Origin of the sequence: Acinetobacter sp. ANC 4558 (assembly GCF_002135375.1) — a bacterium.
Lineage (GTDB): Bacteria > Pseudomonadota > Gammaproteobacteria > Pseudomonadales > Moraxellaceae > Acinetobacter.
Genome location: NZ_NEGH01000006.1, coordinates 33,348 through 56,059, shown reverse-complemented (window position 1 = coordinate 56,059; position 22,712 = coordinate 33,348). Strand labels below are relative to the sequence as shown.

Below are 22,712 nucleotides of genomic sequence, written 5' to 3'. Positions count from 1 at the left end.
TTTAAAATCTCTCACTTAAACAAATCAATAATCCCGCTATTAAACTTAAAATTACTGTGCATTTCTGAAAGTCATCATGAATTTTAAATTCTGTAAATATCATCAATATCCATTCAAAAACATAACTTATATTTAAAAATAAAAAATAGCTGAAATATCATGATGAATAAATCAGCTATTGGATATGCATCTTGAGGTTTTAATGGCTAAGTAAATATGAAGCCTGATTCATTGATAATTGAGGTTGGATCAAAGCAGTAGGATTTAAACGACCATGTACCGCATGAATCAATTGCGTACGTGTATGTACACCTAACTTTTCATAAACTGAGCGTAGATGATTTTCAACTGTTCGAATACTAATATGTAATTCATGTGCAATTAATTTATTACTTTTACCCATAACCAGTTGCTGAATAACATCTTTCTCACGATATGTCAGTTCTGTTAGATCATACGTTCCATGATTGATATTTTCTGAAGATGATTCTGCACATCCATGCTCCCATGTTAATAGATGATGCATTTCACCCGTATGAGTTTTAGACATAATTAACTTAACTTGCCCAAATCCTTCTAAACTTAGGCTCTTACTGACTTGCTGCATTCCTTCATCAATCAATATACTTCGTAAATTTTGAGAAGATTCTTGTAGGTTTTGCAAATTTATACGATTCATAATAAGTGAATAATATTGCCCAATCATAGCATTGCTATTTTTACGTGGAATCATTTGCTCATCAAAAAATATATAATGTGTATTGGTAGAACCAAACTCTAGCATTGAAACCAAAGCTTTTAATTCACTGCCTAAACTTTTTTGATAAATATGATTAAATGCCACACCTAAAGGGCGAACTAATTTTTCAAGCGTCATGTAATCTTCGGATTTAAACGTGGATAAATGACGAGAAAATGATTGTGAATTATATTTATGTACACCAATACAAGCAAAACGATTATCTTCTGTACCTAATGGAAATATTATTCCCAATACATCCTCTAGGCAATTTGCTTCAATAAATTGTTTATAATAACGGGTTCTTTTATCTAGTTGTGTTAATTGTCCCTGCTCTTTTTTAAGTTGAACTTTTTGAATATCATTCAATGGCATACCGTGTTGTATTTTCGTTGCGGGAAAAATTAATGGATCTTCATGATAAAAATCACGAATATATTGATCCATAATATTGCTCTTCTCGCCATAAGAAAAATTTCGGCATACCGAAGATCGACCATCCTTATGTTGCATGATTTCAATATAAATTGCACTGTCTGCATGCATCAGTGCAGTAAGTGGTTGCAGAATATACTCTGATACTTGCTCAAACCGTTCACAAGTAATAATCGAGTTTAAAACTGGCCATATTTTTTCGTCATTACTATCCATAGTTAATGATTCACTTTAGCTGGTTTTTAAATCAATTTTGATTATTTAGAAATCATATTAACTCATCCTGTCGTCAATAGTCTTTCGTCATTAATCCGTCTTTTATATGAGATGATTATCATAACTCCATATTCATCGTCAATGATTAAACACTATTGGACATCATCATCACCTTGTCAATAATGTCCAATTTTGTCTCTTACGTTAAATCATTACTCTGAAATAGTGCCATATTTATCAATTAAAGGGCTTAAGAGTTCTCGTGCTCTTTCAGCCGTAATCACATCACTATTTGCCACTTTAGTGATCACTTTAGATTGCGTATCTTCATAAACATGTTCACCAATCATCTTGCCATCACTGTTATAGTGCCAAACAAATGCCAAGGTACGACGAATCAAATAAAATGCATCTGCATCATATTCTGATGCACCTGCCGTTGCCCCAGTATTGTCCATCGATTGGAATACGTTATCACCAAGCAAAGAACCAGGTACAAATTGACTAAATTCTGCTTCACCAGCAAATCCCCAGTCATTCACTGCCATTTTTTGCTTACCAGTCCACATGACTAACATATTGGTTGCCGTCAATGCTTCATAAAACCCACGAACTTCTGCCATACCCGTTAAAATAACGCTTCCGCTCCCTTCAAAAACACGATATAACGGTTCAGCAACTGTCATATTCGGTGAGAGTAATTCATTATAACGGCCAGATACTTCTAATAAACCATGTCGACGGTAATTAACTAAGATCTTACGATGTACAGGATTTGTTGATGATTCTATCATTGTATCGATATCATCCATCATACGAACAAATTCTTCTTCATAAGATGTGCGTGGCTGAGTGCTAGCAGTATTGTGAATATTATCCATAATTTTAATTCCTTAATTTTCGTTCCAACGTCAATGCCATCTCAGGTGGCTGTATTCAAATTATCATTTGAACTACCTATTCGATATGACAAGAATTACTCATTTTTTGGAATAAAATTTAAATATATAAATTCTTAACAATGTTTAGTATCACTATAAATTCTTATAAAATACATGCTCGGCTCAGAATTTATATTTCTATATGATCAATGAATTTTAACCGTGAATTATCACACTCTATATAAAACTAAATGTACGGCTAAATAAAGACTGAAAAACATTTTATGATAATTATATCTGTAGGAACAGCACATTACTCTTTGATAAATAATGTGCTGTTTTCTATTTTATTCTTTCTTTATTTGATCATTTTGTTCTGATTCATCATCGACAATAAAATGATGCGTTGAACGTGCTCGTGGATGAATAAAAAAGTGCCCTTCTGGTGCGTTATGCATTTTAATATGCACTAAAGATGCATTTCCTTTTTGACCGTGTTTATTATGTACTGCATAAATAATAAAAGGTAAAAGGAAAATAATAACAAAAGAACCGACCAATAGTGTCACATACGTTTCTGAATGTGCACCTCCTGGTAGTGAACTTGGTGGGAAGAATGAAACAACAAAAGCAATAATTGAGATAATTAGACCTGATGATGCAACAATCAATTTAAAAGATTTACCACCTGGGATGTTAAATACCCGTTTCTTTTCAGGTTGTTTCCGAACCAAATGAATATAGCCCAAAAATAACATGAAATAACTACACAAATAGATGACCACTGTTAATGCCAATGCAATTAAGAAAGACATGTTACCGCCACCGCCTGTATTGGTAAGTACAATAATCCCCACTGTGGTAATTAAGAGCTGTGATACAACTAACTTAACTGGAACCCCATTTTTATTCACTTTCGCGAAGCTTTGAGGCAAAATACCTTTTTGTGCAGCAACATACATTCCACGTGAAGGACCTACAATCCACGCGGCAATTTCTGCCAATACACCCAATAATAATAATGCTGCAATGATACGAACAGCCCACTCTAAAGCTGGACTAAAATGAATCACCAATTGATGAAACGTTTCAACCACACCTGAAGACAAATTAATTTCATTATGCGGTATAACTGAAGCAACAGATAAGCCACCAATTGAACTTAAACAAATTGCCGCAATCATCAATAAAAGCATGGCTAACGGATAATCTTTACCCGGGTTCTTCATTTCATTCACATGAGTTGCAGATGCTTCAACGCCCATATAACTCAAAATAAATGCAACAAAGACAACTAATGTTCCTATTTGAGAAAAATCTGGAAAAAATGTTGCTGCACTCATTTCTATCGCTAGCGGTGCGCCACTAATCAAATAACTTACAGCTAAAAATACCAAAATAATCGCAGGTAATAGAATTCCTGCAAAAAAACCCACTTTCGCAATTATGGCAGTATATTTTGTTCCACCAAATTGGGTAAAAGCCAAAGCCCATAAAATAATTAAGGCTGCTACTGTTTTCACAATAGGATCTGTATTTAAAGCTGGCCAATTTAGAATATATGAAAGTGCACCCAATACAAAGTAAAGCATAGGGATAAAGCCAATCGCGATTTGCAAGTATCCAAACGATATTGCTGCAAACCCCCATCGTTCACCTAATGTATTTGATACCCAAGCGAACACCCCTCCTTCTTCCCAACCTTCAACGGTCGCCATTTCTGCTGCACATAACGCAACAGGAATAAACCATAAAATTCCGCCTAATAATAAGAAAAAGACTAAGCTAAAACCTGAAGTTGCAAATGTAGGATATTCATAAACTGCCATTACCATTGAAGCAGTAATAGCAAAAAAACCAAGTAATGTGAGTTGCTTTGGTGCGGAACTCTTTATTGCTGTTGCCATACATTTCTTCCGATACATTCAGTAACGTTTAATATGGAAACGGGGTTGAAACTATATTCAACCCCGTCTATTAAAAATTAAGCATGGTTAAAAGAACGACCTTCTCCATCTGTTAATGGCGCACTTACTGGATGTTTATCAAAATATTCAAGTGTACGTTTTAGGTCTTCAATTAATAATGATGCTAAATCTAAACTCACCCCATGACGTACTAAAATTCGTTGTACGACAAGATCTTCGCGATGTGCAGGCATTGAATATGCAGGAACTTGCCAACCACGACTACGTAATTTATCTGCTATGTCATAGAGAGAATAATTACTTTTCTCGCTATCTTTTAATTTCCAAGCGAGTGCTGGAATGCCTTTTTGACTGTCACCATCAAATAAAATTTCAAACGGTCCTAATTGCGCAATTTCTTTCGCCAAATACTGTGCAGTATGATAACAAGCATTATGAATTTTTGCGTAACCTTCGCGACCAAGACGTAAGAAATTATAATATTGTGCAATAATCTGACCACCTGGGCGAGAAAAATTTAATGCAAAAGTTGGCATATTTCCACCAAGATAATTAACATTAAAGATCAATTCTTCAGGTAAATCTTTAGCTTCTCTCCAAACCACCCAACCTGCACCTAAAGGTGCCAAACCAAATTTATGTCCTGATGCATTAATAGACTTAACACGTGGCAAACTGAAATCCCACTCAATATCAGGCGCACAGAAAGGCGCTAAGAAACCACCACTTGCACCATCCACATGAATTGGAATATCAAGACCTGTTTCTTGCTGTAGTTTATCTAAAGCATCATGTACCGCTTTTACAGGCTCATATTGGCATGTAAATGTCACACCTAAAGTTGGCACGACACCAATTGTATTTTCGTCAACACGCTTTAATACTTCTTCAGGACTCATAATTAAGCGATCACCTTCTAGTGGAATTTCTCTTAATTCCACATCAAAATAACGTGCAAATTTATGCCAACAAATCTGAACTGGGCCACAAATTAAATTTGGTTTGTCTGTTGATTTTCCTTCTGCAGCACGTTTTTTACGCCATTGCCACTTCAGTGCAAGCCCACCAAGCATCGCTGCTTCTGAAGATCCGATCGTGGAACACCCTAATGTATTTAAAGCGTCTGGAGAGTTCCATAAATCCGCTAACATATGCACACAACGACTTTCTATTTCTGCTGTTTGCGGATATTCATCTTTATCAATCATGTTTTTATCGATAGATAAATCCATTAACTCTCTAATTTCATCATCTACCCATGTCTGACAAAATGTYGCTAAATTTTGTCTAGAATTTCCATCAAGCATCAATTCATCGCGAACAGCGCTAAATACATTCCGAGGATTACTTTCATTTTGTGGAAATTCTGTTTTAGGTAAAGTACGGCTTAAGTCATATGAACCATATATGTCGTCTAGTTCACTATATTCTAAATTTTGTGACTTATTACTCATGATTTATCCTTATTTATCGAGGAATTTACAAAATAAATATCATTGTGTATTATTTATTACATTTGTTTAAGTAAATAAATTTCGTAATTAGTTGATTAATTAATATCTAAATAATTACAGAAATATCTATAACACAAGCTCATATATACAGATAAACATTCCATGTAATATTTCGTAAAATGAGATAAAATTTATTTTAATATTTCTAAACAATTTTCTATAATGATTAATATAATAAACCTACAAATAAAATATACTTGTGTTATTTGAAAAAATTTATTTTTTATAAATTACTTATTAATAAAAAAAATTAATATATTTTTTCACTAATTAATATCACATTAATATATAGTTATTTAGTCAAGAAAATATTATAAAACACCTTTTATTAACATCAGCTATTTTATTATCATTTTAGGGTTTAGCTAATGCAAACAGTAGTATTGATACTTCACTAAAAGCTGGAATTAGAGATACTAAATACAAAAATAGTGAAGATAAGAGAGTTTTTGATGGAGAGGTTTTAAACCTTGAAGCTAAAAATAATGATCAGACAAAATCTATATACCCTAATATCTCAGCTGCAGTAGGTTTTGACTTTAGTAAAATTAATGCTCGTGCTGAATTGGAATACACTTACAAGGGTAAAGATACATTCTCACCTACAGTAGACAGTTTGACTGCACGATTTGGAGATAACGTATATACTGGCAAAGCTCCTGATGGATTTGTCTTATTCGACAATGAACTAAGAAGCCAATCCTTAATGGTTAATGGTTAATGGTTAATGGTTAATGGTTAATGGTTAATGGTTAATGGTTATTATGACTTTAAATATACATCTAAATTCACACCTTATGTAAGCTTAGGCATTGGTGCCACTGGAGTAAAAAACTCACAGACAGAAATCTCTATAAATGATTCTGTTTCTTCTACAGATACTCATTTCACATGGTCAGCTGGTGCTGGTGTTGCTTACAATGTTACAGATAATGTTGCACTTGATCTAAGCCACAAAATTAACATCTACATGTCTAGTGTCCCACCTGAGCCACGATTAAAATGGCGCATGGAGGGAACTAGGTAATAGTTTTATATTCTACCAATAGCATTAGTTTTTTGAATTATTAACCTCCCAATCATCTATAAATGCTTTCATTTGATTTAATATTTTTGGTAAATCATCTTCACTTGCTATAAAATTACTGCTAATTAAACTTTCTATATAAATGTTCTTGTCATCATAATCTACAGCAAGGTTACATACCTGATTTAGTAAAAGCTCTGATTTTTCTTCTTCCTTTGGACAACGTATATAAAATGAGCCCATACCTTCATAATTTCCCATCCATTCATATGATAGAGGGGAGCTGATCCCTATACATTTCATATTTGACAACGGACAACTCAACTTAGATTTTTTTTGATAGCTTTCATAACTTTGTATATTTTCTATAGACCTCTGAGCATCAATATAATGCTCATTTTTAATATACCATTGCATAGATACCACCTGATGATTAAACCTACCGAACCTTTGTTGATTATCACTTTCTGCTAAGCCATCTAAAGTTGGCCAATAAAAATAGGCAATCATGCTTCCTTTTTTATCAAAAATTAAAGGACTCTGTACAGGTAAAGATGGATTATCAATATATTTTTTGGGGACTAGAAACTCTCTTTCTGCAATTAATACTTGTACATCTTGCTCACCGTCTATTATCTCATCATATTTTTTTGCACAGCTCGTAAGTAAAATCATAATCACCATGCTAAATATAAAATTATACTTTTTCATCCCCTAATCCATTCCTCATGATATCTACTATTTTTCATCTCAAACTAATGATATCTACTATTTTTCATCATAATTAACAATGCTTCTCATTCCTATTTGATAGTATTTCAACCAAATTCTAAACTTTTTAAAAAATGGATCACAATTGCGATCCAGTATTTATATTTTCATAATAGTAGATACCAATTCATTTTAAAAATAACTCCTTCTCTTTAGCTCTGCGATTCACTAAGCCCATTTCGGATACGCGCAGCCGTTTGTGTATAACTATCAGCCATAGAAATTGCTTTACTAATGGTTAGATAGCCAGCCACATACTTCGCCAGTTGCATCACAGCAGAACCATTCTTATTCAGCTGTGATTCTTGCTGCGCTAAATTCTTGGTGGTTTTAGAAGTGGATTCACCTAGTGATTTCGCTGACTCGCCTGTTGTTTTTAACTCTTTGCCTAGGGCAGCAGATGAAGTGCTTGATTTATTACCTTTTTCATATAATTTATCAAGCTCTTGATTTAATAACTCAGCATTACGCTTAGCCTGCTCTGAACTAATCTCAACAACTAAACGACTCTTTTGTTCTGTCATTTCACTTTCCTTTAGACGTAAAAAAAGCGCCTAAAGGGCGCTATCTACTTATTAATACTCTTTGATTGGTGATGCTTTAGGAGATAATAAAAAAGCACCATAAGGTGCTTTTAGATATTAAAATCGCATAAATAATTAGAGGTATTATTTTTTTTGCGTTATCTCTACTTGATTTTTAAATCTTTTGAGCGCGTGAAATGCCTTACTATCTTTACCACTATCTACTATTGCGGCCTCAACATAACCTTTTGATGTGTTGAGTCTCACCCATGTGCGCTTTGAATTAATAATTTTGTCTATTACTGCAAAATCCGTGGTATAGACTTTTGCTGATGAAACTCCAATATTTGTATTAAAATTAGTTAAATTGGTATTCGTAAGCTTAATTATTTCACCATCAATATTTAATTCAGCTGAATTAATAGCTCTTATATCATTTACCACTTCGAAATTCAGACCAACCATATTTGGCGCATCCTCTATCCAAATAGCACCTATTGCTGGACAAATCATCGATGTGCACGCTGCTCCATGAGGTGCTATTCTGACATGCTTTTTACCATCAAACCCGCTTATTGCTGTTTGCGCACTCAACCCTGATGTTGTAGCACACCCACTCAAACCCAACCCCATCACCAAACACAACCCTAATATTTTTCTCATAATACTTCACCCTCTTAGAATCACATCAAGATACTAAAAAATGTGAGAAAAAGAAACCAATCACTCATTGGCTTCTTTTGTGAACCTTGTCTAAAAGCAAATTATCCAGGACAAAAATACTCTCAACAAAAATATGCATTTCACACGGCGCATCATGAAGGTTTAGGTAAGCTTCAATCATGCTACTGTCTAAAGGTAAGGCAACACCAGTCTCATATGTACGTGATCGAGCAATCACATTAAAGGCACTTAAAATCACATTGGCCACATAGCTATATTCAGGAGGTTCAGGAATCTTTACCCCTAACGCTTGGAGTTGTTTCTTTTGGTGCTCCGTCTTCCCGATGTCTGAGCTGTGCCATTGATAGAGGGCTGTGACTTTCCCAAGATATCAGCTTTAACCTGATCCGCTTCGTTTTGAATCTTCTCAGCATGTGACATCACAAAGCCCCAAATCGCAACACCAATATCACCCATATTTAACAGCTTGGTTGCATTCTCTGCTGAATAGGTTTGTTCAACCTCTTGACCGTCTTCAATGAAAACTACACCTTTCCAGTCTTCAATCAAATGACAAGCTGTGGCTTCTAATAACAACTCATGATAAAGCTTATCGTCAGCACGTGCCATTGGTACATCATAACCCTTATGCGCGACCTGATTTTGCGCACGTTCTAAGGCCACACGATAGGGCTTGTAAGATTGACCACGTATTTTAAACTCGGCAAGCACATTACCTTCTTCATCTTTATATTCTTTCCAAAGGGAAATATTTTCACTCTTTTGAATTTCGACTTTTAATGCCATGGTTCTTTGATCCTAAAAAAGTAAACCGCCTATCAAGGCGGTATTATTCTGCTCTTACAGCTTCAAGCGTGTGATTTTTGGTGATACACGAATATGGTTGAAATTCACATCCAGCGTAATAGTATCTTCACCACCGCCATCTGGATGATTTGCTTCTGACACTTTGAGTTTCGGGAATTCAAAGGCATATCCATTACCACCACCCTCATCTTCAATTGAAAACTCTAATGGCATCGTGTCTCGTGATTTAACATAGTCTAAGTACGATGCTGATAGCCCTGAGAACATGTACTGTGTGTTAACTGTAATATCTACGATCTTTTCAAGGTACGTGGTCGCGGTGAGGCGTTTAGAACCAATACAGCGAATCGCTTCAAGGTTATTGTTTATGGAAAGCTCGAGCGTCTGCATACATGCCCGTCCAATGACCGTTTCACCATTTACTTTTAAATCACCGACATTCAATGCTGAAATTAAGACATCTGCAGGTACAGGCAATGGATTAATTACAGGATTGGTTGCACTTCTTTCAAAAATAGTCCCAACCATTCCAAAGTTCGCCGTGATCTTTCCTGTAGTTGCAATGGATAAAGAGGCTTCACCGATACGGATACCACGATAAATAAAGATTTGTCCGATATATTCAAATACTTTAACCAAGGTAAATGTCTTTCGAACATCTCCACCAAATAGCAGTACACCTTGATCATCCCATTCATTCATGGCAACGGCTGACCAAAAGTCATCAAATAGACCGACTGATAACTCTACCTCTAAGCTACCTGTAATTTCTGCTTCAGTTGCAAGCCCACCTTGACGAAAGCGATTATCTGCAACACTTGATGAAGTCTCTGTTGTCACAGATTCTGAAAGTCCATCTGTGAGATACAGCCAAAGCTTTCATCAATTTTCCAATCCTCAAAACAATCAGTCTTGCTTATTAATGGCAAAGATTAAGAACAAGAAGTTTCAACTTAGAAGACAGGTGGCGTGATGCAAGTTCGAATTAAAACTATTAATGGTGACTCTGGACTACCACCAAATTTAAGACAAGGCGTTATTTATCAAGCAACTCGTATTGATACTCAACGCATGAAAGTCACCTGTGATGATGGTCAAATAATCACAACCAATATCAAAAAATCTGGATATTTAGGTGATTACGGCGAGTGGGAAATTGTGAGTGAGGTGGTGGATATTCAGAAAAATATTATCGAAGAAATTCAAGCTGACAAACAAGAAAACCCAATTGATCAATTCATTGCTGACGGCGGTTTTGATCAAGCTTTTAATGAAGTGTTTGGGCTACCTGAAAGTGTTATAGAAAGTTTAAAGGAGGTTTGTTGATGGGAATTGAATTGAAGCCAGAAGAAAGATTAACGCAATTGATTGAATCAGGTGCTAGTCTTGTAAATACAGTTGATGCTGCAATAATTCTCGGACTCAAGCCAAATACTCTTAGAGTTTGGGCCAGTCGAGGTAAAGGTGATCTAAAACCTGTTATGACAAACAATGGTGCAAAATGGCGATTAAGTGATATACGAAATCTAGTTGGAATTTAATTTATCTAAGCTACCAGTCGGTAGCTTTTTTATTGCTTACACGAATATCATTCAGTGCTTACATATTGCTTACATGGATTTAGATATTAAAAAACCACTTAGGATTAATGCACCTAAGTGGTTGTTTTATATGGTGGGCCCACCGTGACTCGAACACGGGACCAACGGATTATGAGTCCGCTGCTCTAACCAACTGAGCTATAGGCCCTATTTCCTTTCAATTGCTTTGATATCAATTGTCTTGGATGAATGCATACTATATAAAAATTTAAAAATGTTCAAGTAGTTTCTAAAATTAGACGTTTAGTCGACTAAAAATCTATCACAATAAATTAATTAATACCTTAACCCAATGATCATTTTATATTTTCACGCTAAAAAGGCAAACCAATAAAATCATTTATGCATGGTAAAACAGTTTTTTATATCATTTATTCAATTTAAAGCACGTCATAATTTAAATATCCAACCACTCCGCCTCCTCCATCTTTAGGATGATGAACACCATCCATAACTGGAATATGTGTAAAATCAAATGGTGAGACATCCGTAATACATGCCACATTCACACCAAATTGATTCGGATTTGATCTTCGTTGATGAAAAGTATAAATACCACAAATCGAACAAAAATAATGTGTTGCTTGACGAGTATTGAATCGATATTCTGTCAATTTATCTTTTCCTTCATAAACATTAAGCCCTGAAAGCAAAGCTGAAGCAGCAACTGCGCCACGCATACGACAAAAAGAACAATTACATCTTCTGATGGTATTAAAATCATCTGATAATTCAACTGTAAACTTGACTGTGCCGCAGTGACATTGAGCAGATTTTATACCTGACATTCTATTTCCAGTTTTATATCATTTCTAAATAAGAGAAGAACTTAACACTATTATTTTCATTTTGAAATGTTATAAGTGATATAAAACTGAATAAGACTCGCCATATATTAAGTTTATATGTCAAATTATGAATGTCTTTCCTCAATGAATACATACTGATCACACATTAGGATTTCACAAAATGATGTATACAAATCCACAATTAGATAATTTGAAACTGAATATTGAAAAGTTAAAGTCTTTTGGTTTTAATTTATTAGATGATACTCAATATCAATATCATAAATCAATCTTGAACAATAGCTTTATCATCAATATTATGGTTAATACGCAGGGGAAAATCAGTACTAGTATCATAGATACAGCAACGCATGAAGACTATACTTTGCATTTATTTCCAGAAGCAACTGGACAATTCGTTGGTCAAATACGGGCTCAATATCAAAATTTACTTCAACAAATAATCGAAACATGTTTTGATAAAGATATTTTTAAAAGTGAGTTTGCAAAGCTTATTACTCAATATATTCATAATAAATATCAAGACCAGTTAGAATTTTTATGGCAAAAATTTCCTCAAAATGCAATATATCGTCGCAAAGATACACATAAATGGTATGCAGCTTTACTGGTTATTCATTCAGAAAAAATTGGTCTTATCGGAAATAGTCAAATTGAAATTTTAAATTTAAAAATGCAAAAAGATATCCTAAAAACCAAGATCAATCACCAAACATATTTCCCAGGCTATCATATGAATAAAGATCATTGGGTAACTATTTACTTGGATGGTACACTTCCTATAGAGGAAATTTATGCACGAATAGATGAAAGTTATGCATTAGCTAGTTAATTAAGATAAGCTAACAATCAACAATATATCTACCCATTCAAAATATAATTTCATTCATAAAATGTATAAAACCACACCAATTACCGAAAATTCAATCATAAGTAATTGTTTTATATAGCCTCTAATTAAAGCTAAATTTTATTAAACTTTACACACAAAATCACAATAAAATCATATAATTATTTATATTTTAAAACTTTGGATGAATATGTCATTAATTATCGGTATTGATCCTGGATCACGACTTACAGGTTATGGAATTATTGAAAAAGAAGGTTCCAAACTTCGTTTTGTCGATGCAGGTACAATTCGTACCGAAACAACAGAGATGCCTGAACGTCTGAAACGAATTTTTGCAGGCATTAATCGAATTGTACAATTTCACGGTCCAACAGAAGCTGCTGTAGAACAAGTATTTATGGCACAAAATCCTGACTCTGCGTTAAAATTAGGTCAGGCACGTGGTGCTGCAATTGCTGCTTTAGTTAATCTGGATTTACAAGTTGCTGAATACACCGCACGCCAAATTAAACAATCTGTTGTTGGTTATGGCGCAGCAGATAAAGAGCAAGTACAAATGATGGTGATGAGGTTACTCAATCTAAGTATAAAACCTCAAGCTGATGCAGCCGATGCACTCGCAGCTGCTATTTGCCATGCACATGCTTCAGGCAGCATGACAAAATTTGCTGTACTTAATGCACTCGGAGGCATGGCTAGAGGGCGTAGTAGAAGCAGTAGCCGTAGAAGATAGGTTTAATTTTGTTGTAAATGTAATAAAAAATCTTGTTTCATTTCTCGATCTGACGGTTCTTTAGGATATGTTGCTATCAACATACGACCATATAAACGCATATTCTTTTGTTGATTTTCATCAATACGAATCGTCACAAACTCCTCTTGCTCATTCCGTTGATTCTTACCTGATATTATAATGGTATTGAATTTTTCAATAACTTGAAAAGTTGGGAATGCAGATTGAACTCTCTCTTTTAAGCTTTTTGCACGTTGTACCGTTGTGCTTCCTTTTTGAGTGTAGACAACAAGAATTATGCAAAATAAAACTACAAGTGCAACGATTAAATATTTATCCATCTTTTAAATTTTTTCCGTGTTAAGTCACTGTTTTTCTAAATATATAAGATGCTGTAATCATTCACATTAAAATTACAGCATCATTTGCAAAATATATCTGATCGATTTAATACACGTTTACAATGTTGCTAAAATATTTCTAAGTGTTTGACATGGATTATCAGATTGTGTAATTGGGCGACCAATGACCAAATGTGTTGCACCATTTAACATTGCTTGTTGTGGTGTCACAATTCGTTTTTGATCATCAGCACTCGTACCTTCAGGTCGAATACCAGGAGTTATCAAAGAAAAATGAGTACCCAATGTAGTGCGTAACATCTTAGCTTCTTGTGCTGAGCATACAACACCATCAAGTCCACTTTCTTTGGTTAACGTTGCTAATCGCTTCACATGCTCAGAAGGTTCAACATTTAAACCCAAATCAACTAAATCTTCACGTCCCATAGAGGTGAGTACAGTCACAGCAATAAGCTGAGTATTGTAATTTCCTGCCTTTAGACGCTCTACACAAGTCTCCATCATTTTACGACCACCTGATGCATGAACATTGACCATCCATACCCCCATGTCAGCCGCAGCACAAACTGCTTGAGCAGTTGTATTTGGAATATCATGAAATTTTAGATCTAAAAAAATTTCAAAACCTTTATTATGCAAGGCTTTTACTACACTTGGACCTTCATGAGTAAATAACTCTTTACCGATTTTTAAGCGACATAAAGCAGGATCTAGCTGCTCAGCAATTTTTAATGCGTCTATTTGGCTTTTGGCATCCAGTGCAACAATGATACTCAAGAGACTTTCCCTTTATAGATGAATAATCATTATTATAAGACTAAAAAGAATTTGAACAAAGCAATTACTATAAATGAAAACACCCCAAGGACTTATCCTTAGGATGTTTTAACTCAAAAAATCTTGAGGGAGAACTAAAAGTTACAATGGATTAGATTTTTGTTCATCAACACCAATATCTAATACCGTTTTTTCATGTTTTGCATTTGCAACTGCTTCAGCAGCAGCTAATTGAGCAGTATGAATTTGCTCTTTACGTAGGTGATCAATGTCTTTACGCAGTCTTTTAATTTCCCAACTGGTCTGGAAAACTCGAAAAATTTGAACGCCAAATAGTAAACCAACAATAATACCCAATGCTAAAGTTAATAATAACAATAAACCTAGGCGCATTGCGGGCACCTGAGTAAAGAGTAAATCAACTGATAGCTCAGTACTATTTTGCAATACTAATGCTAATGCATATCCAAATATGACGATTAATAATATGACTAAAATATAGCGCATAGACACCCCGTTAAATTGTTATTTTTGAACTGATTCGTTCACTGCATCACGTAACGCCTTCCCTGGTTTAAAATGAGGAACTGATTTTGCTGCAACTTCAACTGATTTACCAGTTTTAGGGTTGCGCCCCACACGAGGTTCTCGATGGTGAAGTGCAAAGCTTCCAAAACCACGAATTTCGATTCTGTCATCCGCAGACAATGATGCAATCATTTGATCAATCATTATCTTAACAGCTTCTTCAACTAATGGCTCCGCTAAATGTGGATTTTTTAGAGAAATACGCTCTATTAAGTCAGACTTATTAAGTGCTTCTGTAGTCATCTACGACCTCTTTAATTATCAAGCTTATTGAAGTTATACCTGATAATAACCTGTTTAAATACAAAACGGTAGCGCAATACGTTAATACTACGCTACCGTTTGCGGTATTTATGTAAAAAATATTAATTAATTTACATTAACAATACGTTTTACACATACCAACTTAGTGGTTCATTTGAGCTTTGATCAAGTCACCAATCGTCTTAGGACCATTATCTTGACCAGGCGTAGCAGCAGTTTTTAAGTTAGCAACAGCTTCTTTCTCTTCAGCTTCATCTTTCGCTTTGATAGACAAGTTGATAGAGCGAGATTTACGATCTACGTTGATGATTTTCGCTTCAACATCTTGACCAACTTCTAAGAATTTAGTTGCATCTTCAACGCGATCACGGTTGATTTCAGATGCTTTAAGTGTCGCTTCAACTTCATCAGCTAACTTAATCGTAGCACCTTTAGCATCAACTGCAGTTACAGTACCTTTTACAAGTGCACCGCGTTCATTTGCCGCTAAGAAATCATTGAATGGATCGCTGTTCATTTGCTTGATACCAAGGCTGATACGGTTACCTTCAGCATCAACTGAAAGGATAACTGCTTCAACTGTATCACCTTTCTTGTAGCGACGAATTGCTTCTTCGCCTTGCTCATTCCAAGAAATATCAGACAAGTGAACTAAACCATCAATACCACCTGGTAAGCCGATGAAGATACCGAAATCAGTGATTGATTTGATCGTACCTGAAACTTTCTCGCCCTTGTCGTGGTTTTTAGCAAACTCTTCCCATGGGTTAGCACGAGTTTGTTTGATACCAAGAGAAATACGACGACGTTCTTCATCAACTTCAAGAACCATAACATCAACTTCATCACCAATCTGAACAACTTTAGATGGATGGATGTTTTTGTTTGTGTGGTCCATTTCTGAAACGTGTACTAAACCTTCAACGCCTTCAGCGATTTCAGCAAAGCAACCGTAGTCAGTTAAGTTTGTTACACGTGCTTTAACAATTGAACCTTTAGGGTAACGGCTCATGATTGCTAACCATGGATCTTCGCCTAATTGCTTAAGGCCTAAAGATACGCGGTTACGATCTTTGTCAAATTTAAGTACTTTAACAGTAACTTCTTGACCAACTTCAACCACTTCAGATGGATGCTTGATACGTTTCCAAGCCATATCTGTGATATGAAGAAGACCATCGATACCGCCAAGGTCAACGAATGCACCGTAATCTGTAAGATTTTTGATCGTACCTGTAACTGTTTGACCTTCTTCAAGTTGAGCAAGAAGAGCCTCACGGTCAGCTGAAGATTCAGCTTCCATAACAGCACGACGAGAAACTACAACGTTGTTACGTTTAGCATCAAGTTTGATTACTTTAAATTCTAACTCTTTACCTTCTAAGTGAGTAGTATCACGAATAGGACGAGTATCAACTAAAGAACCTGGAAGGAACGCACGAACTGGACCGATGTCAACAGTGAAACCACCTTTAACTTTACCAGAAATAACACCAGTAACGATTTCGCCATCTTCAAAGATTTTTTCAAGTTTAGTCCAAGTTTCAGCACGTTTTGCTTTTTCACGTGATAAAACTGTTTGACCCATACCGTTGTCAAGTGCTTCAACAACAACGTCTACAGTATCACCAACTTGAACTTCTAGTTCACGTTGTTCATTTAAGAATTCAGCACGGTCAACAACACCTTCAGATTTAAGGCCAGTGTCAACAGTTACCCAATCAGAGTCAATGCTTACGACAACGCCTTGGATGACAGCACCCTTTTCAACGTTGAGGTTTAATTCGCTTTCTTCAAAGAGGGCTGCAAAAGATTCGGTCATGATATACCTAGTAAAATCTGCGGTCTTGGATCAGACAAGGCCGGTTTAGTTAAGCGTTCATATAGTCCGTATAAAACTGATCAAGCTATACTCACGCTAAATAGAATTATTTTGCTAATTTTTGGTCGATATAAGCGGTCATCAAATCAAATACTTCATTTATAGATAATTCTGAACTATCTATAATATAAGCATCCTGTGCTGGCTTAAGCGGAGCAACAGTGCGTTCCATGTCACGCTTATCTCTAGCTTGTATATTAGCTAAAATGTCGTTTATTTTAACATCTAGACCCATCTCCTGCAACTGGTTTACACGGCGCTGCGCCCTTGACTCTGCTGATGCCGTCAAGTAAATTTTTGCTTGAGCTTCTGGAAAAATTGAAGTTGCCATATCACGACCATCTGCTACCAATCCTGGTTCTACTGCAAATGCATGTTGACGAGAAACCAGCGCTGCCCTAAGCTCTGGAATTGATGCAACTTTTGAAGCCAATTCACCGGTAGTTTCCGTCCGAAGTGCTTGTGTCACATTTTCATTTTCTAAATAAACCTGTATTCCCTGCTTTGCCGCTATAAATTGAATTTCTAGACTTATTGCAATGCTCACACATTGATCAAGCGAGGAATCGAGACAATCTATCAATTTTTTTTGACTTAATGACAAACCTAAAAGACGATATAATGCCCCCGAATCTAGTAAATTATATTGATAATATTCAGCAAGTTTTGCAGCTAAAGTCCCCTTGCCAGAACCGCTCGGACCATCAATCGTAATAATTTTAACAGTCATTATTTTTCCACATGTTTATATCGATTTTGCCAGCCTAATGAATCCACTTTTCAGTACGACTTTTAATTGGCTAAGTATTAACTTCGCCATAAAAGGAGCACCCATTTTCAGTTGAATTGTATAGGTTACCATGGTGCGTTTATCACTTAATGCTTCAAATTCAATCACACCCAAATGAAATTGAACTAAAGGGTTTTGTATGATTTGATATTCAATACGTTTATTTACATCTAAAGCTATAATTTTTTCTTTCAATAATTTAAAAGATTTTATACTAATTTGCCGAATAGAACCGATGCCATCGGGTCGTGATACATCCTCTGCATCCTTAATTCGAACAAATAGCGCTGGTGCGAAAATTTGATTATACGTATCGTGTTTAGCCAATAATTCAAAAATTATTTCCACTGGCATATTAAATTGTTCTTGTACTTGAATACAATTCATCTCTTTTCCACCATTGCAGATTGAGTTAAATTTTTCTTCAACAACTTTAGCTGTTTTTTTTGCGATCGTCGCATTTTAAAAAAATCAGATAACTGTAATGAACATTGCTCTTGTAAACAACCTTCTGAAAATTCAAATATATGATTGTAATAACCTGAACTCAATAATTGTCTTGCGCTCACCAATGAACCCGCTTTTGACTCAAATGCACCAAATACCACGCGTTTAATCCGCGCGTGAATTAATGCCCCTACACACATCGTACATGGCTCTAAAGTCACATATAAGGTTGCATCTTCTGGAAGTCTATAGTTCTGAATGTTTTGACATGCAGTCCGTATTGCTTGTATCTCAGCATGAGCAGTTGGATCATGAGAACAGATTGGTGCATTAAATCCAGCCCCAATAATTTCATTCTGACTCACAATAATCGCACCTACTGGAATTTCTTCTTGCTGTGCCGCAAATGCAGCTTGCTCCAACGCAAACTGCATCCAATATGCATCTGAATACAATTCAACCATTATTTAACTGATTACACCATGATGCTTGAGCAAGTTGTTCCAACTCTCAATGGTCGTAATAGGAGGATTACCACCTAAAATTCCTTTAAGAGATACTTCTTTACCTGTATGCCATTCAGGAGAAAGATCTTTATCAACCAAACGTGCACGTACACCTTCAACGAAATCTGAATGTTGGATTTTCCAGTCTGATATTTGTAATTCTAACTCAAAAACTTCATTCCATGAGTGGACTTGCTTACCCCATTGCCAGAGCAGCCATGTTAATGCCGCAGTTGTTGGTGAACCCTTTTGTAAGTTCTCACTTGCTTGGCGTAACCAATCACTTCGAGCATCACTTAAACCAATAATAGACTCATAGTCATTTTCAAATCGTACACCACGACAAACACTTTGAATTGTATCTAGTGAGTTTTGTAAAGGACCAGGTCCTACAGGTCGATGCAAACTATTTAAAGTATCATCAATAGCTCTAAAATCGCCTGCTGGATAATGATTCCAATCAATATTGATCACCTTTTCAAGCACGACTTCTCTGGATGAATCACAAATATGAGTTGCCCAACCAATTCCATATGCACCTGCTGCGGTCATGATTGACCCAGTCAAACCAGTAAACAGTCCAATTGCACCACGATCTGCAAGGAATCTGGTCGCACCGACATCTGGATATAAACCGATATTGATTTCAGGCATAGCTAACCGTGAGTAAGGTGTCACTAATCTAAATGGCGCAGCCATAAATAGACCTAATCCCCCCCCCATGACATAACCTTCTCCCCATACTACAATAGGCTTAGCATAATTATGTAACAATAGGTCAAGTGCATATTCTTGATCAAAAAATTGATTCGCTGCCGCAACTTCATCATTGATCACCAACTGACGTAGTTTACGTACATCCCCTCCAGCACAAAATGCTTTAGGCGTTGTTGAATCTAACCAAATTGCTTTAACTGTATCATCTGTGTAAAAATCTTGAAATACTTCTAACAGCGCAGTCACAATAGACTCATCTAGCGCATGTAAAGATTTCGGACGATTTAAACGAACAATACGCCACCCATTTTTAGCTTCTTCTATAACTAAATCTGGATGATAAATTTTAGAAATGGGAGTGTATGTCATGCGTCCAGCTGCCAGTTTATAGGCTCAATGCCATGTTGTTTAAGATAGTTATTGGTTTTTGAAAAAACTTTACATCCAAAAAAACCACCGCGATTTGCCGCTAATGGTGATGGGTGAGCAGCTTTTAATACTAAGTGTTTGTTTAAATCGATGCGTTGTCCTTTACGCTGTGCATATGCACCCCATAAAATAAACACAATATTTTCTCGTTGTTCATTTAGAACATCAATCACACAATTTGTAAAGTCTTCCCAACCACGTTTTTGATGTGAAGTTGGTTGACCAGCTTCCACCGTCAATACACTGTTAAGTAGCAAAACGCCTTGTTCTGCCCAAGTGGTTAAATCTCCATGCTTTGACACCGAAATGCCTAGGTCGCTCTGTAATTCATGAAAGATATTACGTAATGACGGTGGTACAGCAACACCACGTTGAACTGAGAAGCTTAATCCATGTGCTTGATTTGGTCCATGATAAGGATCTTGACCAATAATAACCACTTTCACTTGAGAAAGTGGTGTAATATTAAATGCGTTAAAAATAAGAGAGTTTGGCGGATAAACAACTTTATCGGCTTGCTTTTCTTGAACCAAAAATGCTTTTAACTCATCCATTTGTTGACTTAGTAAAAAATCACTTAAGCCATATTTCCAACTTGCATCCAATTGGACTTTTTCTAGTTTAGCAAGTTGCTGATCAGTCAAAGACATACCTGTGTTCCTAATTCCTTCTTTAAAATTAAACTTTTACTTGCAAATCAACAATAGGGTTTTGAAATTTCACCCCATTTTTTAAGCTTTCAAACATTTGTGGGTTTTCCCACTCACTTTGAACTTGTTCAGAAAATATAATTTGCTTTAAATCTAAAATACCCATTTGTTCATTCTGAATATCTTCTAAAAAACTTTGTGCATAGCCTGTATCTGTTTCATGCACAATCACAGAATAAACCTCAACATCCCCTTCGCCATTTTGTGTTTCTGTAGAGGCTAATACTTGCTGAGCAAGATAAAAGAAAATACGAGAAAACTGTTCTGCCGATGGTGACACAGGCAATGAAATCCAACGTGCACTAAACTGCTGACACGCCTTTATATATTCTTGATCATCATTTTGCCAAAAACAAATTGCATGATCAAAAGAATCATATAAGTCTTTAATTACACCTTTAAGTAAGCCAAAGTCATAGACCATTTGACCATGATCCAACTTAGATGCTTTCAAAAGCAACTCAACTTTATAACTATGACCATGAATTGAACGCTTACATCGATCAGATGTACAATTGCGCACAATATGTGCATTTTCAAACTTAAATAACTTACGAATAATCATATGGCAGTCATGGAATCCACAAACTCAATCATCATACCCGATTATAAAGCAAAACTTATTATACGCACATTAATTTTACTGTTTAATGTCATTGGATAAACACATTACACTTTTTATTCTAATAATTTAGAAGGCACACGGGTTTCAAAAGGTGCAAGGCTTCTATAATTAATGTTTATATCTTGATTATTTCGAATAAAATAGCTGGTTAATTGTCTTTTTCTCTTATTAAGTACAATTTCTATTTGCGCTTTAAAATAAGTTGATTTGACACCCAATAAAGATGCCACACTTTTTTTAGTGTCATCATCAATTGCTCTCATAACATCTAAAGACCAAAGCTGATCAACCGTCTCAAAATATTGTAAGTTTTGCTTTCTTTTATCTAATTCATTTTGAATTGCGACAGGATCTAATTGGCTATTAAGACTCGCCAGTAAAAATCCTGAAGCTGTATTAATATTCACTTGTGTATCAACATTCGGCTGTGCAGTAATGTAGGGCGCGATCAATTTATAACGATCACCTTCAAAACCTCTAACCTGTTTTAACTCTTCAATATCGTAAAACTTCTGATTTGCCGGAAGAATACCACCTGGTAATCCTGAATAATAAGCTGATTCAGCTCCCATAGAACCAATGGGCTCATCATCTTCATCTTGCCAGTCAATGACTGCTTCACTTAATTGTTCAGGTAGACCTACACGTGCCAATAATCTTTCAAACCATGCTTTGGCTGGCTCATTTACAGAACCATCTTTTTTTAATAAATTGTTTAAATTAAATTTTCCAGATTCATCTTGGATAACCCCTGTGATAAAACCACCCTCAACAGGAAATACAGGCATGGGCTTTGCCCAAGATTCATTTAAATGATCAACTTCTCCAGCATTTTTAGCATCATCTAATAACAATTCACGAAAAAAATACTCTGCACTTTTCGCATACAATAAAGCTTGATTCTGACGTTTTAAGTAATCTGTATTTTCTCTAGTATTGGTCTGATGCTTCATAATCGTTGCAGCTAAAATTGTTGCCAATGCAACCATAACCAAAATAGTAATTAAGGCAATTCCTCGTTGCTTTTTCATGAATTAACTCGATTTGGTATTTGCATCATTATTTTCACCAATAAAAGGGTCATTCTGATGAC

General features: G+C 35.5%; 27 protein-coding genes, 1 tRNA gene and 1 pseudogene. 5 read left to right on the top strand and 24 right to left on the bottom strand.

Annotated elements, in window-relative coordinates; all coding sequences use genetic code 11:
* Nucleotides 1-199: 199 nt before the first annotated feature.
* From B9T31_RS17920 to B9T31_RS08730, 4 genes are all read right to left on the bottom strand, one after another.
* Nucleotides 200-1,390: a response regulator transcription factor gene (locus tag B9T31_RS17920; protein ID WP_086181578.1), complete on the bottom strand. Its 1,191-nt coding sequence runs from the start codon at nucleotides 1,388-1,390 to the stop codon at nucleotides 200-202.
* Between the two features lie 212 nt (nucleotides 1,391-1,602).
* A complete protein-coding gene (locus B9T31_RS08740; protein ID WP_086181577.1) occupies nucleotides 1,603-2,271 on the bottom strand; it encodes a hypothetical protein in 669 nt (222 codons plus the stop codon).
* A 347-nt stretch (nucleotides 2,272-2,618) separates the two neighbouring features.
* A complete protein-coding gene (gene gadC / locus B9T31_RS08735) occupies nucleotides 2,619-4,178 on the bottom strand; it encodes a glutamate:gamma-aminobutyrate antiporter (RefSeq protein ID WP_086181576.1) in 1,560 nt (519 codons plus the stop codon).
* A 77-nt stretch (nucleotides 4,179-4,255) separates the two neighbouring features.
* A complete protein-coding gene (locus B9T31_RS08730; protein WP_086181575.1) occupies nucleotides 4,256-5,653 on the bottom strand; it encodes a glutamate decarboxylase in 1,398 nt (465 codons plus the stop codon).
* Nucleotides 5,654-6,461: 808 nt separating this feature from the next.
* Between B9T31_RS08730 and B9T31_RS08725 the strand changes: the two genes are divergently transcribed.
* On the top strand, nucleotides 6,462-6,740 hold the full coding sequence (locus B9T31_RS08725) for an outer membrane protein (RefSeq protein WP_086181574.1): 279 nt from the start codon (nucleotides 6,462-6,464) through the stop codon (nucleotides 6,738-6,740).
* 24 nt (nucleotides 6,741-6,764) lie between these two features.
* Here B9T31_RS08725 and B9T31_RS08720 read toward each other — a convergent pair whose 3' ends face one another.
* The 6 genes and pseudogenes from B9T31_RS08720 to B9T31_RS08695 all read right to left on the bottom strand — a co-directional run.
* Nucleotides 6,765-7,451 (bottom strand): hypothetical protein, encoded by a 687-nt coding sequence (locus tag B9T31_RS08720; protein ID WP_086181573.1) that lies wholly within the window; start codon nucleotides 7,449-7,451, stop codon nucleotides 6,765-6,767.
* A gap of 212 nt (nucleotides 7,452-7,663) precedes the next feature.
* Nucleotides 7,664-8,035, bottom strand: coding sequence for a hypothetical protein (locus tag B9T31_RS08715; RefSeq protein WP_086181572.1), 372 nt, complete (start codon nucleotides 8,033-8,035; stop codon nucleotides 7,664-7,666).
* A gap of 144 nt (nucleotides 8,036-8,179) precedes the next feature.
* Nucleotides 8,180-8,698, bottom strand: a complete 519-nt coding sequence (locus B9T31_RS08710) for a hypothetical protein (RefSeq protein WP_086181571.1) — start codon at nucleotides 8,696-8,698, stop codon at nucleotides 8,180-8,182.
* Between the two features lie 64 nt (nucleotides 8,699-8,762).
* Nucleotides 8,763-8,966 (bottom strand): hypothetical protein, encoded by a 204-nt coding sequence (locus B9T31_RS08705; RefSeq protein ID WP_228146016.1) that lies wholly within the window; start codon nucleotides 8,964-8,966, stop codon nucleotides 8,763-8,765.
* A gap of 35 nt (nucleotides 8,967-9,001) precedes the next feature.
* A complete protein-coding gene (locus B9T31_RS08700; protein ID WP_086181569.1) occupies nucleotides 9,002-9,505 on the bottom strand; it encodes a hypothetical protein in 504 nt (167 codons plus the stop codon).
* Between the two features lie 54 nt (nucleotides 9,506-9,559).
* Nucleotides 9,560-10,390: pseudogene (locus B9T31_RS08695) on the bottom strand (phage tail tube protein); the annotation flags it as partial.
* Between the two features lie 108 nt (nucleotides 10,391-10,498).
* Between B9T31_RS08695 and B9T31_RS18025 the strand changes: the two are divergent.
* Together B9T31_RS18025 and B9T31_RS08685 are read left to right on the top strand one after the other, a co-directional pair.
* On the top strand, nucleotides 10,499-10,852 hold the full coding sequence (locus B9T31_RS18025; protein WP_228146015.1) for a hypothetical protein: 354 nt from the start codon (nucleotides 10,499-10,501) through the stop codon (nucleotides 10,850-10,852).
* On the top strand, nucleotides 10,852-11,067 hold the full coding sequence (locus tag B9T31_RS08685; protein ID WP_228146014.1) for a hypothetical protein: 216 nt from the start codon (nucleotides 10,852-10,854) through the stop codon (nucleotides 11,065-11,067). Before B9T31_RS18025 ends, B9T31_RS08685 begins: the two co-directional genes overlap by 1 nt.
* 131 nt (nucleotides 11,068-11,198) lie before the next feature.
* Here B9T31_RS08685 and B9T31_RS08680 read toward each other — a convergent pair.
* Together B9T31_RS08680 and B9T31_RS08675 are read right to left on the bottom strand one after the other, a co-directional pair.
* Nucleotides 11,199-11,275 (bottom strand) — tRNA-Ile (locus B9T31_RS08680).
* A gap of 232 nt (nucleotides 11,276-11,507) precedes the next feature.
* The gene (locus B9T31_RS08675; protein ID WP_086181566.1) at nucleotides 11,508-11,915 is read right to left on the bottom strand and encodes a GFA family protein; all 408 of its coding nucleotides are present in this window, start codon (nucleotides 11,913-11,915) and stop codon (nucleotides 11,508-11,510) included.
* A gap of 181 nt (nucleotides 11,916-12,096) precedes the next feature.
* Here B9T31_RS08675 and B9T31_RS08670 point away from each other — a divergent pair, with 181 nt between their 5' ends.
* The gene (locus B9T31_RS08670; RefSeq protein WP_086181565.1) at nucleotides 12,097-12,768 is read left to right on the top strand and encodes an MmcQ/YjbR family DNA-binding protein; all 672 of its coding nucleotides are present in this window, start codon (nucleotides 12,097-12,099) and stop codon (nucleotides 12,766-12,768) included.
* 208 nt (nucleotides 12,769-12,976) lie between these two features.
* A complete protein-coding gene (gene ruvC, locus B9T31_RS08665) occupies nucleotides 12,977-13,522 on the top strand; it encodes a crossover junction endodeoxyribonuclease RuvC (RefSeq protein ID WP_086181564.1) in 546 nt (181 codons plus the stop codon).
* 2 nt (nucleotides 13,523-13,524) lie between these two features.
* Here the strand turns inward: ruvC and B9T31_RS08660 are convergent, their stop codons facing one another.
* From B9T31_RS08660 to gspK, 12 genes are all read right to left on the bottom strand, one after another.
* Nucleotides 13,525-13,863, bottom strand: a complete 339-nt coding sequence (locus B9T31_RS08660; protein ID WP_086181563.1) for a hypothetical protein — start codon at nucleotides 13,861-13,863, stop codon at nucleotides 13,525-13,527.
* Nucleotides 13,864-13,980: 117 nt separating this feature from the next.
* A complete protein-coding gene (gene pyrF, locus B9T31_RS08655; RefSeq protein ID WP_086181562.1) occupies nucleotides 13,981-14,661 on the bottom strand; it encodes an orotidine-5'-phosphate decarboxylase in 681 nt (226 codons plus the stop codon).
* 141 nt (nucleotides 14,662-14,802) lie between these two features.
* Entirely contained in the window at nucleotides 14,803-15,168 is a 366-nt protein-coding gene (locus tag B9T31_RS08650) for a lipopolysaccharide assembly protein LapA domain-containing protein (RefSeq protein ID WP_086181561.1), read from the bottom strand.
* A gap of 18 nt (nucleotides 15,169-15,186) precedes the next feature.
* A complete protein-coding gene (locus tag B9T31_RS08645; RefSeq protein WP_086181560.1) occupies nucleotides 15,187-15,492 on the bottom strand; it encodes an integration host factor subunit beta in 306 nt (101 codons plus the stop codon).
* 163 nt (nucleotides 15,493-15,655) lie between these two features.
* Nucleotides 15,656-17,335, bottom strand: a complete 1,680-nt coding sequence (gene rpsA / locus B9T31_RS08640) for a 30S ribosomal protein S1 (RefSeq protein WP_086181559.1) — start codon at nucleotides 17,333-17,335, stop codon at nucleotides 15,656-15,658.
* A 106-nt stretch (nucleotides 17,336-17,441) separates the two neighbouring features.
* Nucleotides 17,442-18,125: a (d)CMP kinase gene (gene cmk, locus B9T31_RS08635; protein WP_086181558.1), complete on the bottom strand. Its 684-nt coding sequence runs from the start codon at nucleotides 18,123-18,125 to the stop codon at nucleotides 17,442-17,444.
* 15 nt (nucleotides 18,126-18,140) lie between these two features.
* The gene (locus tag B9T31_RS08630; protein WP_086181557.1) at nucleotides 18,141-18,572 is read right to left on the bottom strand and encodes an SRPBCC family protein; all 432 of its coding nucleotides are present in this window, start codon (nucleotides 18,570-18,572) and stop codon (nucleotides 18,141-18,143) included.
* Nucleotides 18,569-19,096 carry a tRNA adenosine(34) deaminase TadA gene (gene tadA / locus B9T31_RS08625; RefSeq protein WP_086181556.1) on the bottom strand — a complete coding sequence of 176 codons (528 nt, stop codon included), beginning with the start codon at nucleotides 19,094-19,096 and terminating at the stop codon, nucleotides 18,569-18,571. The genes B9T31_RS08630 and tadA overlap by 4 nt, the downstream gene beginning before the upstream one ends.
* A 3-nt stretch (nucleotides 19,097-19,099) precedes the next feature.
* Nucleotides 19,100-20,224, bottom strand: coding sequence for an enoyl-CoA hydratase/isomerase family protein (locus B9T31_RS08620; protein ID WP_086181555.1), 1,125 nt, complete (start codon nucleotides 20,222-20,224; stop codon nucleotides 19,100-19,102).
* Nucleotides 20,221-20,934, bottom strand: coding sequence for a uracil-DNA glycosylase (gene ung, locus B9T31_RS08615; protein ID WP_086181554.1), 714 nt, complete (start codon nucleotides 20,932-20,934; stop codon nucleotides 20,221-20,223). Before ung ends, B9T31_RS08620 begins: the two co-directional genes overlap by 4 nt.
* Nucleotides 20,935-20,962: 28 nt before the next feature.
* Nucleotides 20,963-21,559: a 6-pyruvoyl trahydropterin synthase family protein gene (locus tag B9T31_RS08610; RefSeq protein WP_086181553.1), complete on the bottom strand. Its 597-nt coding sequence runs from the start codon at nucleotides 21,557-21,559 to the stop codon at nucleotides 20,963-20,965.
* Nucleotides 21,560-21,672: 113 nt separating this feature from the next.
* Nucleotides 21,673-22,650: a type II secretion system minor pseudopilin GspK gene (gene gspK, locus B9T31_RS08605; protein ID WP_086181552.1), complete on the bottom strand. Its 978-nt coding sequence runs from the start codon at nucleotides 22,648-22,650 to the stop codon at nucleotides 21,673-21,675.
* Nucleotides 22,651-22,712 lie beyond the last annotated feature (62 nt).

What these genes read in the sequence shown, in the direction of transcription:
- B9T31_RS17920 (WP_086181578.1), bottom strand. Translation starts at nt 1,390, where the DNA reads ATGGATAGTAATGACGAAAAAATATGGCCAGTTTTAAACTCGATTATT.
- B9T31_RS08740 (WP_086181577.1), bottom strand. Translation starts at nt 2,271, where the DNA reads ATGGATAATATTCACAATACTGCTAGCACTCAGCCACGCACATCTTAT.
- gadC (WP_086181576.1), bottom strand. Translation starts at nt 4,178, where the DNA reads ATGGCAACAGCAATAAAGAGTTCCGCACCAAAGCAACTCACATTACTT.
- B9T31_RS08725 (WP_086181574.1), top strand. Translation starts at nt 6,462, where the DNA reads ATGGTTAATGGTTATTATGACTTTAAATATACATCTAAATTCACACCT.
- B9T31_RS08720 (WP_086181573.1), bottom strand. Translation starts at nt 7,451, where the DNA reads ATGAAAAAGTATAATTTTATATTTAGCATGGTGATTATGATTTTACTT.
- B9T31_RS08715 (WP_086181572.1), bottom strand. Translation starts at nt 8,035, where the DNA reads ATGACAGAACAAAAGAGTCGTTTAGTTGTTGAGATTAGTTCAGAGCAG.
- B9T31_RS08710 (WP_086181571.1), bottom strand. Translation starts at nt 8,698, where the DNA reads ATGAGAAAAATATTAGGGTTGTGTTTGGTGATGGGGTTGGGTTTGAGT.
- B9T31_RS08700 (WP_086181569.1), bottom strand. Translation starts at nt 9,505, where the DNA reads ATGGCATTAAAAGTCGAAATTCAAAAGAGTGAAAATATTTCCCTTTGG.
- B9T31_RS18025 (WP_228146015.1), top strand. Translation starts at nt 10,499, where the DNA reads ATGCAAGTTCGAATTAAAACTATTAATGGTGACTCTGGACTACCACCA.
- B9T31_RS08685 (WP_228146014.1), top strand. Translation starts at nt 10,852, where the DNA reads ATGGGAATTGAATTGAAGCCAGAAGAAAGATTAACGCAATTGATTGAA.
- B9T31_RS08675 (WP_086181566.1), bottom strand. Translation starts at nt 11,915, where the DNA reads ATGTCAGGTATAAAATCTGCTCAATGTCACTGCGGCACAGTCAAGTTT.
- B9T31_RS08670 (WP_086181565.1), top strand. Translation starts at nt 12,097, where the DNA reads ATGATGTATACAAATCCACAATTAGATAATTTGAAACTGAATATTGAA.
- ruvC (WP_086181564.1), top strand. Translation starts at nt 12,977, where the DNA reads ATGTCATTAATTATCGGTATTGATCCTGGATCACGACTTACAGGTTAT.
- B9T31_RS08660 (WP_086181563.1), bottom strand. Translation starts at nt 13,863, where the DNA reads ATGGATAAATATTTAATCGTTGCACTTGTAGTTTTATTTTGCATAATT.
- B9T31_RS08650 (WP_086181561.1), bottom strand. Translation starts at nt 15,168, where the DNA reads ATGCGCTATATTTTAGTCATATTATTAATCGTCATATTTGGATATGCA.
- B9T31_RS08645 (WP_086181560.1), bottom strand. Translation starts at nt 15,492, where the DNA reads ATGACTACAGAAGCACTTAATAAGTCTGACTTAATAGAGCGTATTTCT.
- rpsA (WP_086181559.1), bottom strand. Translation starts at nt 17,335, where the DNA reads ATGACCGAATCTTTTGCAGCCCTCTTTGAAGAAAGCGAATTAAACCTC.
- cmk (WP_086181558.1), bottom strand. Translation starts at nt 18,125, where the DNA reads ATGACTGTTAAAATTATTACGATTGATGGTCCGAGCGGTTCTGGCAAG.
- B9T31_RS08630 (WP_086181557.1), bottom strand. Translation starts at nt 18,572, where the DNA reads ATGAATTGTATTCAAGTACAAGAACAATTTAATATGCCAGTGGAAATA.
- tadA (WP_086181556.1), bottom strand. Translation starts at nt 19,096, where the DNA reads ATGGTTGAATTGTATTCAGATGCATATTGGATGCAGTTTGCGTTGGAG.
- B9T31_RS08620 (WP_086181555.1), bottom strand. Translation starts at nt 20,224, where the DNA reads ATGACATACACTCCCATTTCTAAAATTTATCATCCAGATTTAGTTATA.
- ung (WP_086181554.1), bottom strand. Translation starts at nt 20,934, where the DNA reads ATGTCTTTGACTGATCAGCAACTTGCTAAACTAGAAAAAGTCCAATTG.
- B9T31_RS08610 (WP_086181553.1), bottom strand. Translation starts at nt 21,559, where the DNA reads ATGATTATTCGTAAGTTATTTAAGTTTGAAAATGCACATATTGTGCGC.
- gspK (WP_086181552.1), bottom strand. Translation starts at nt 22,650, where the DNA reads ATGAAAAAGCAACGAGGAATTGCCTTAATTACTATTTTGGTTATGGTT.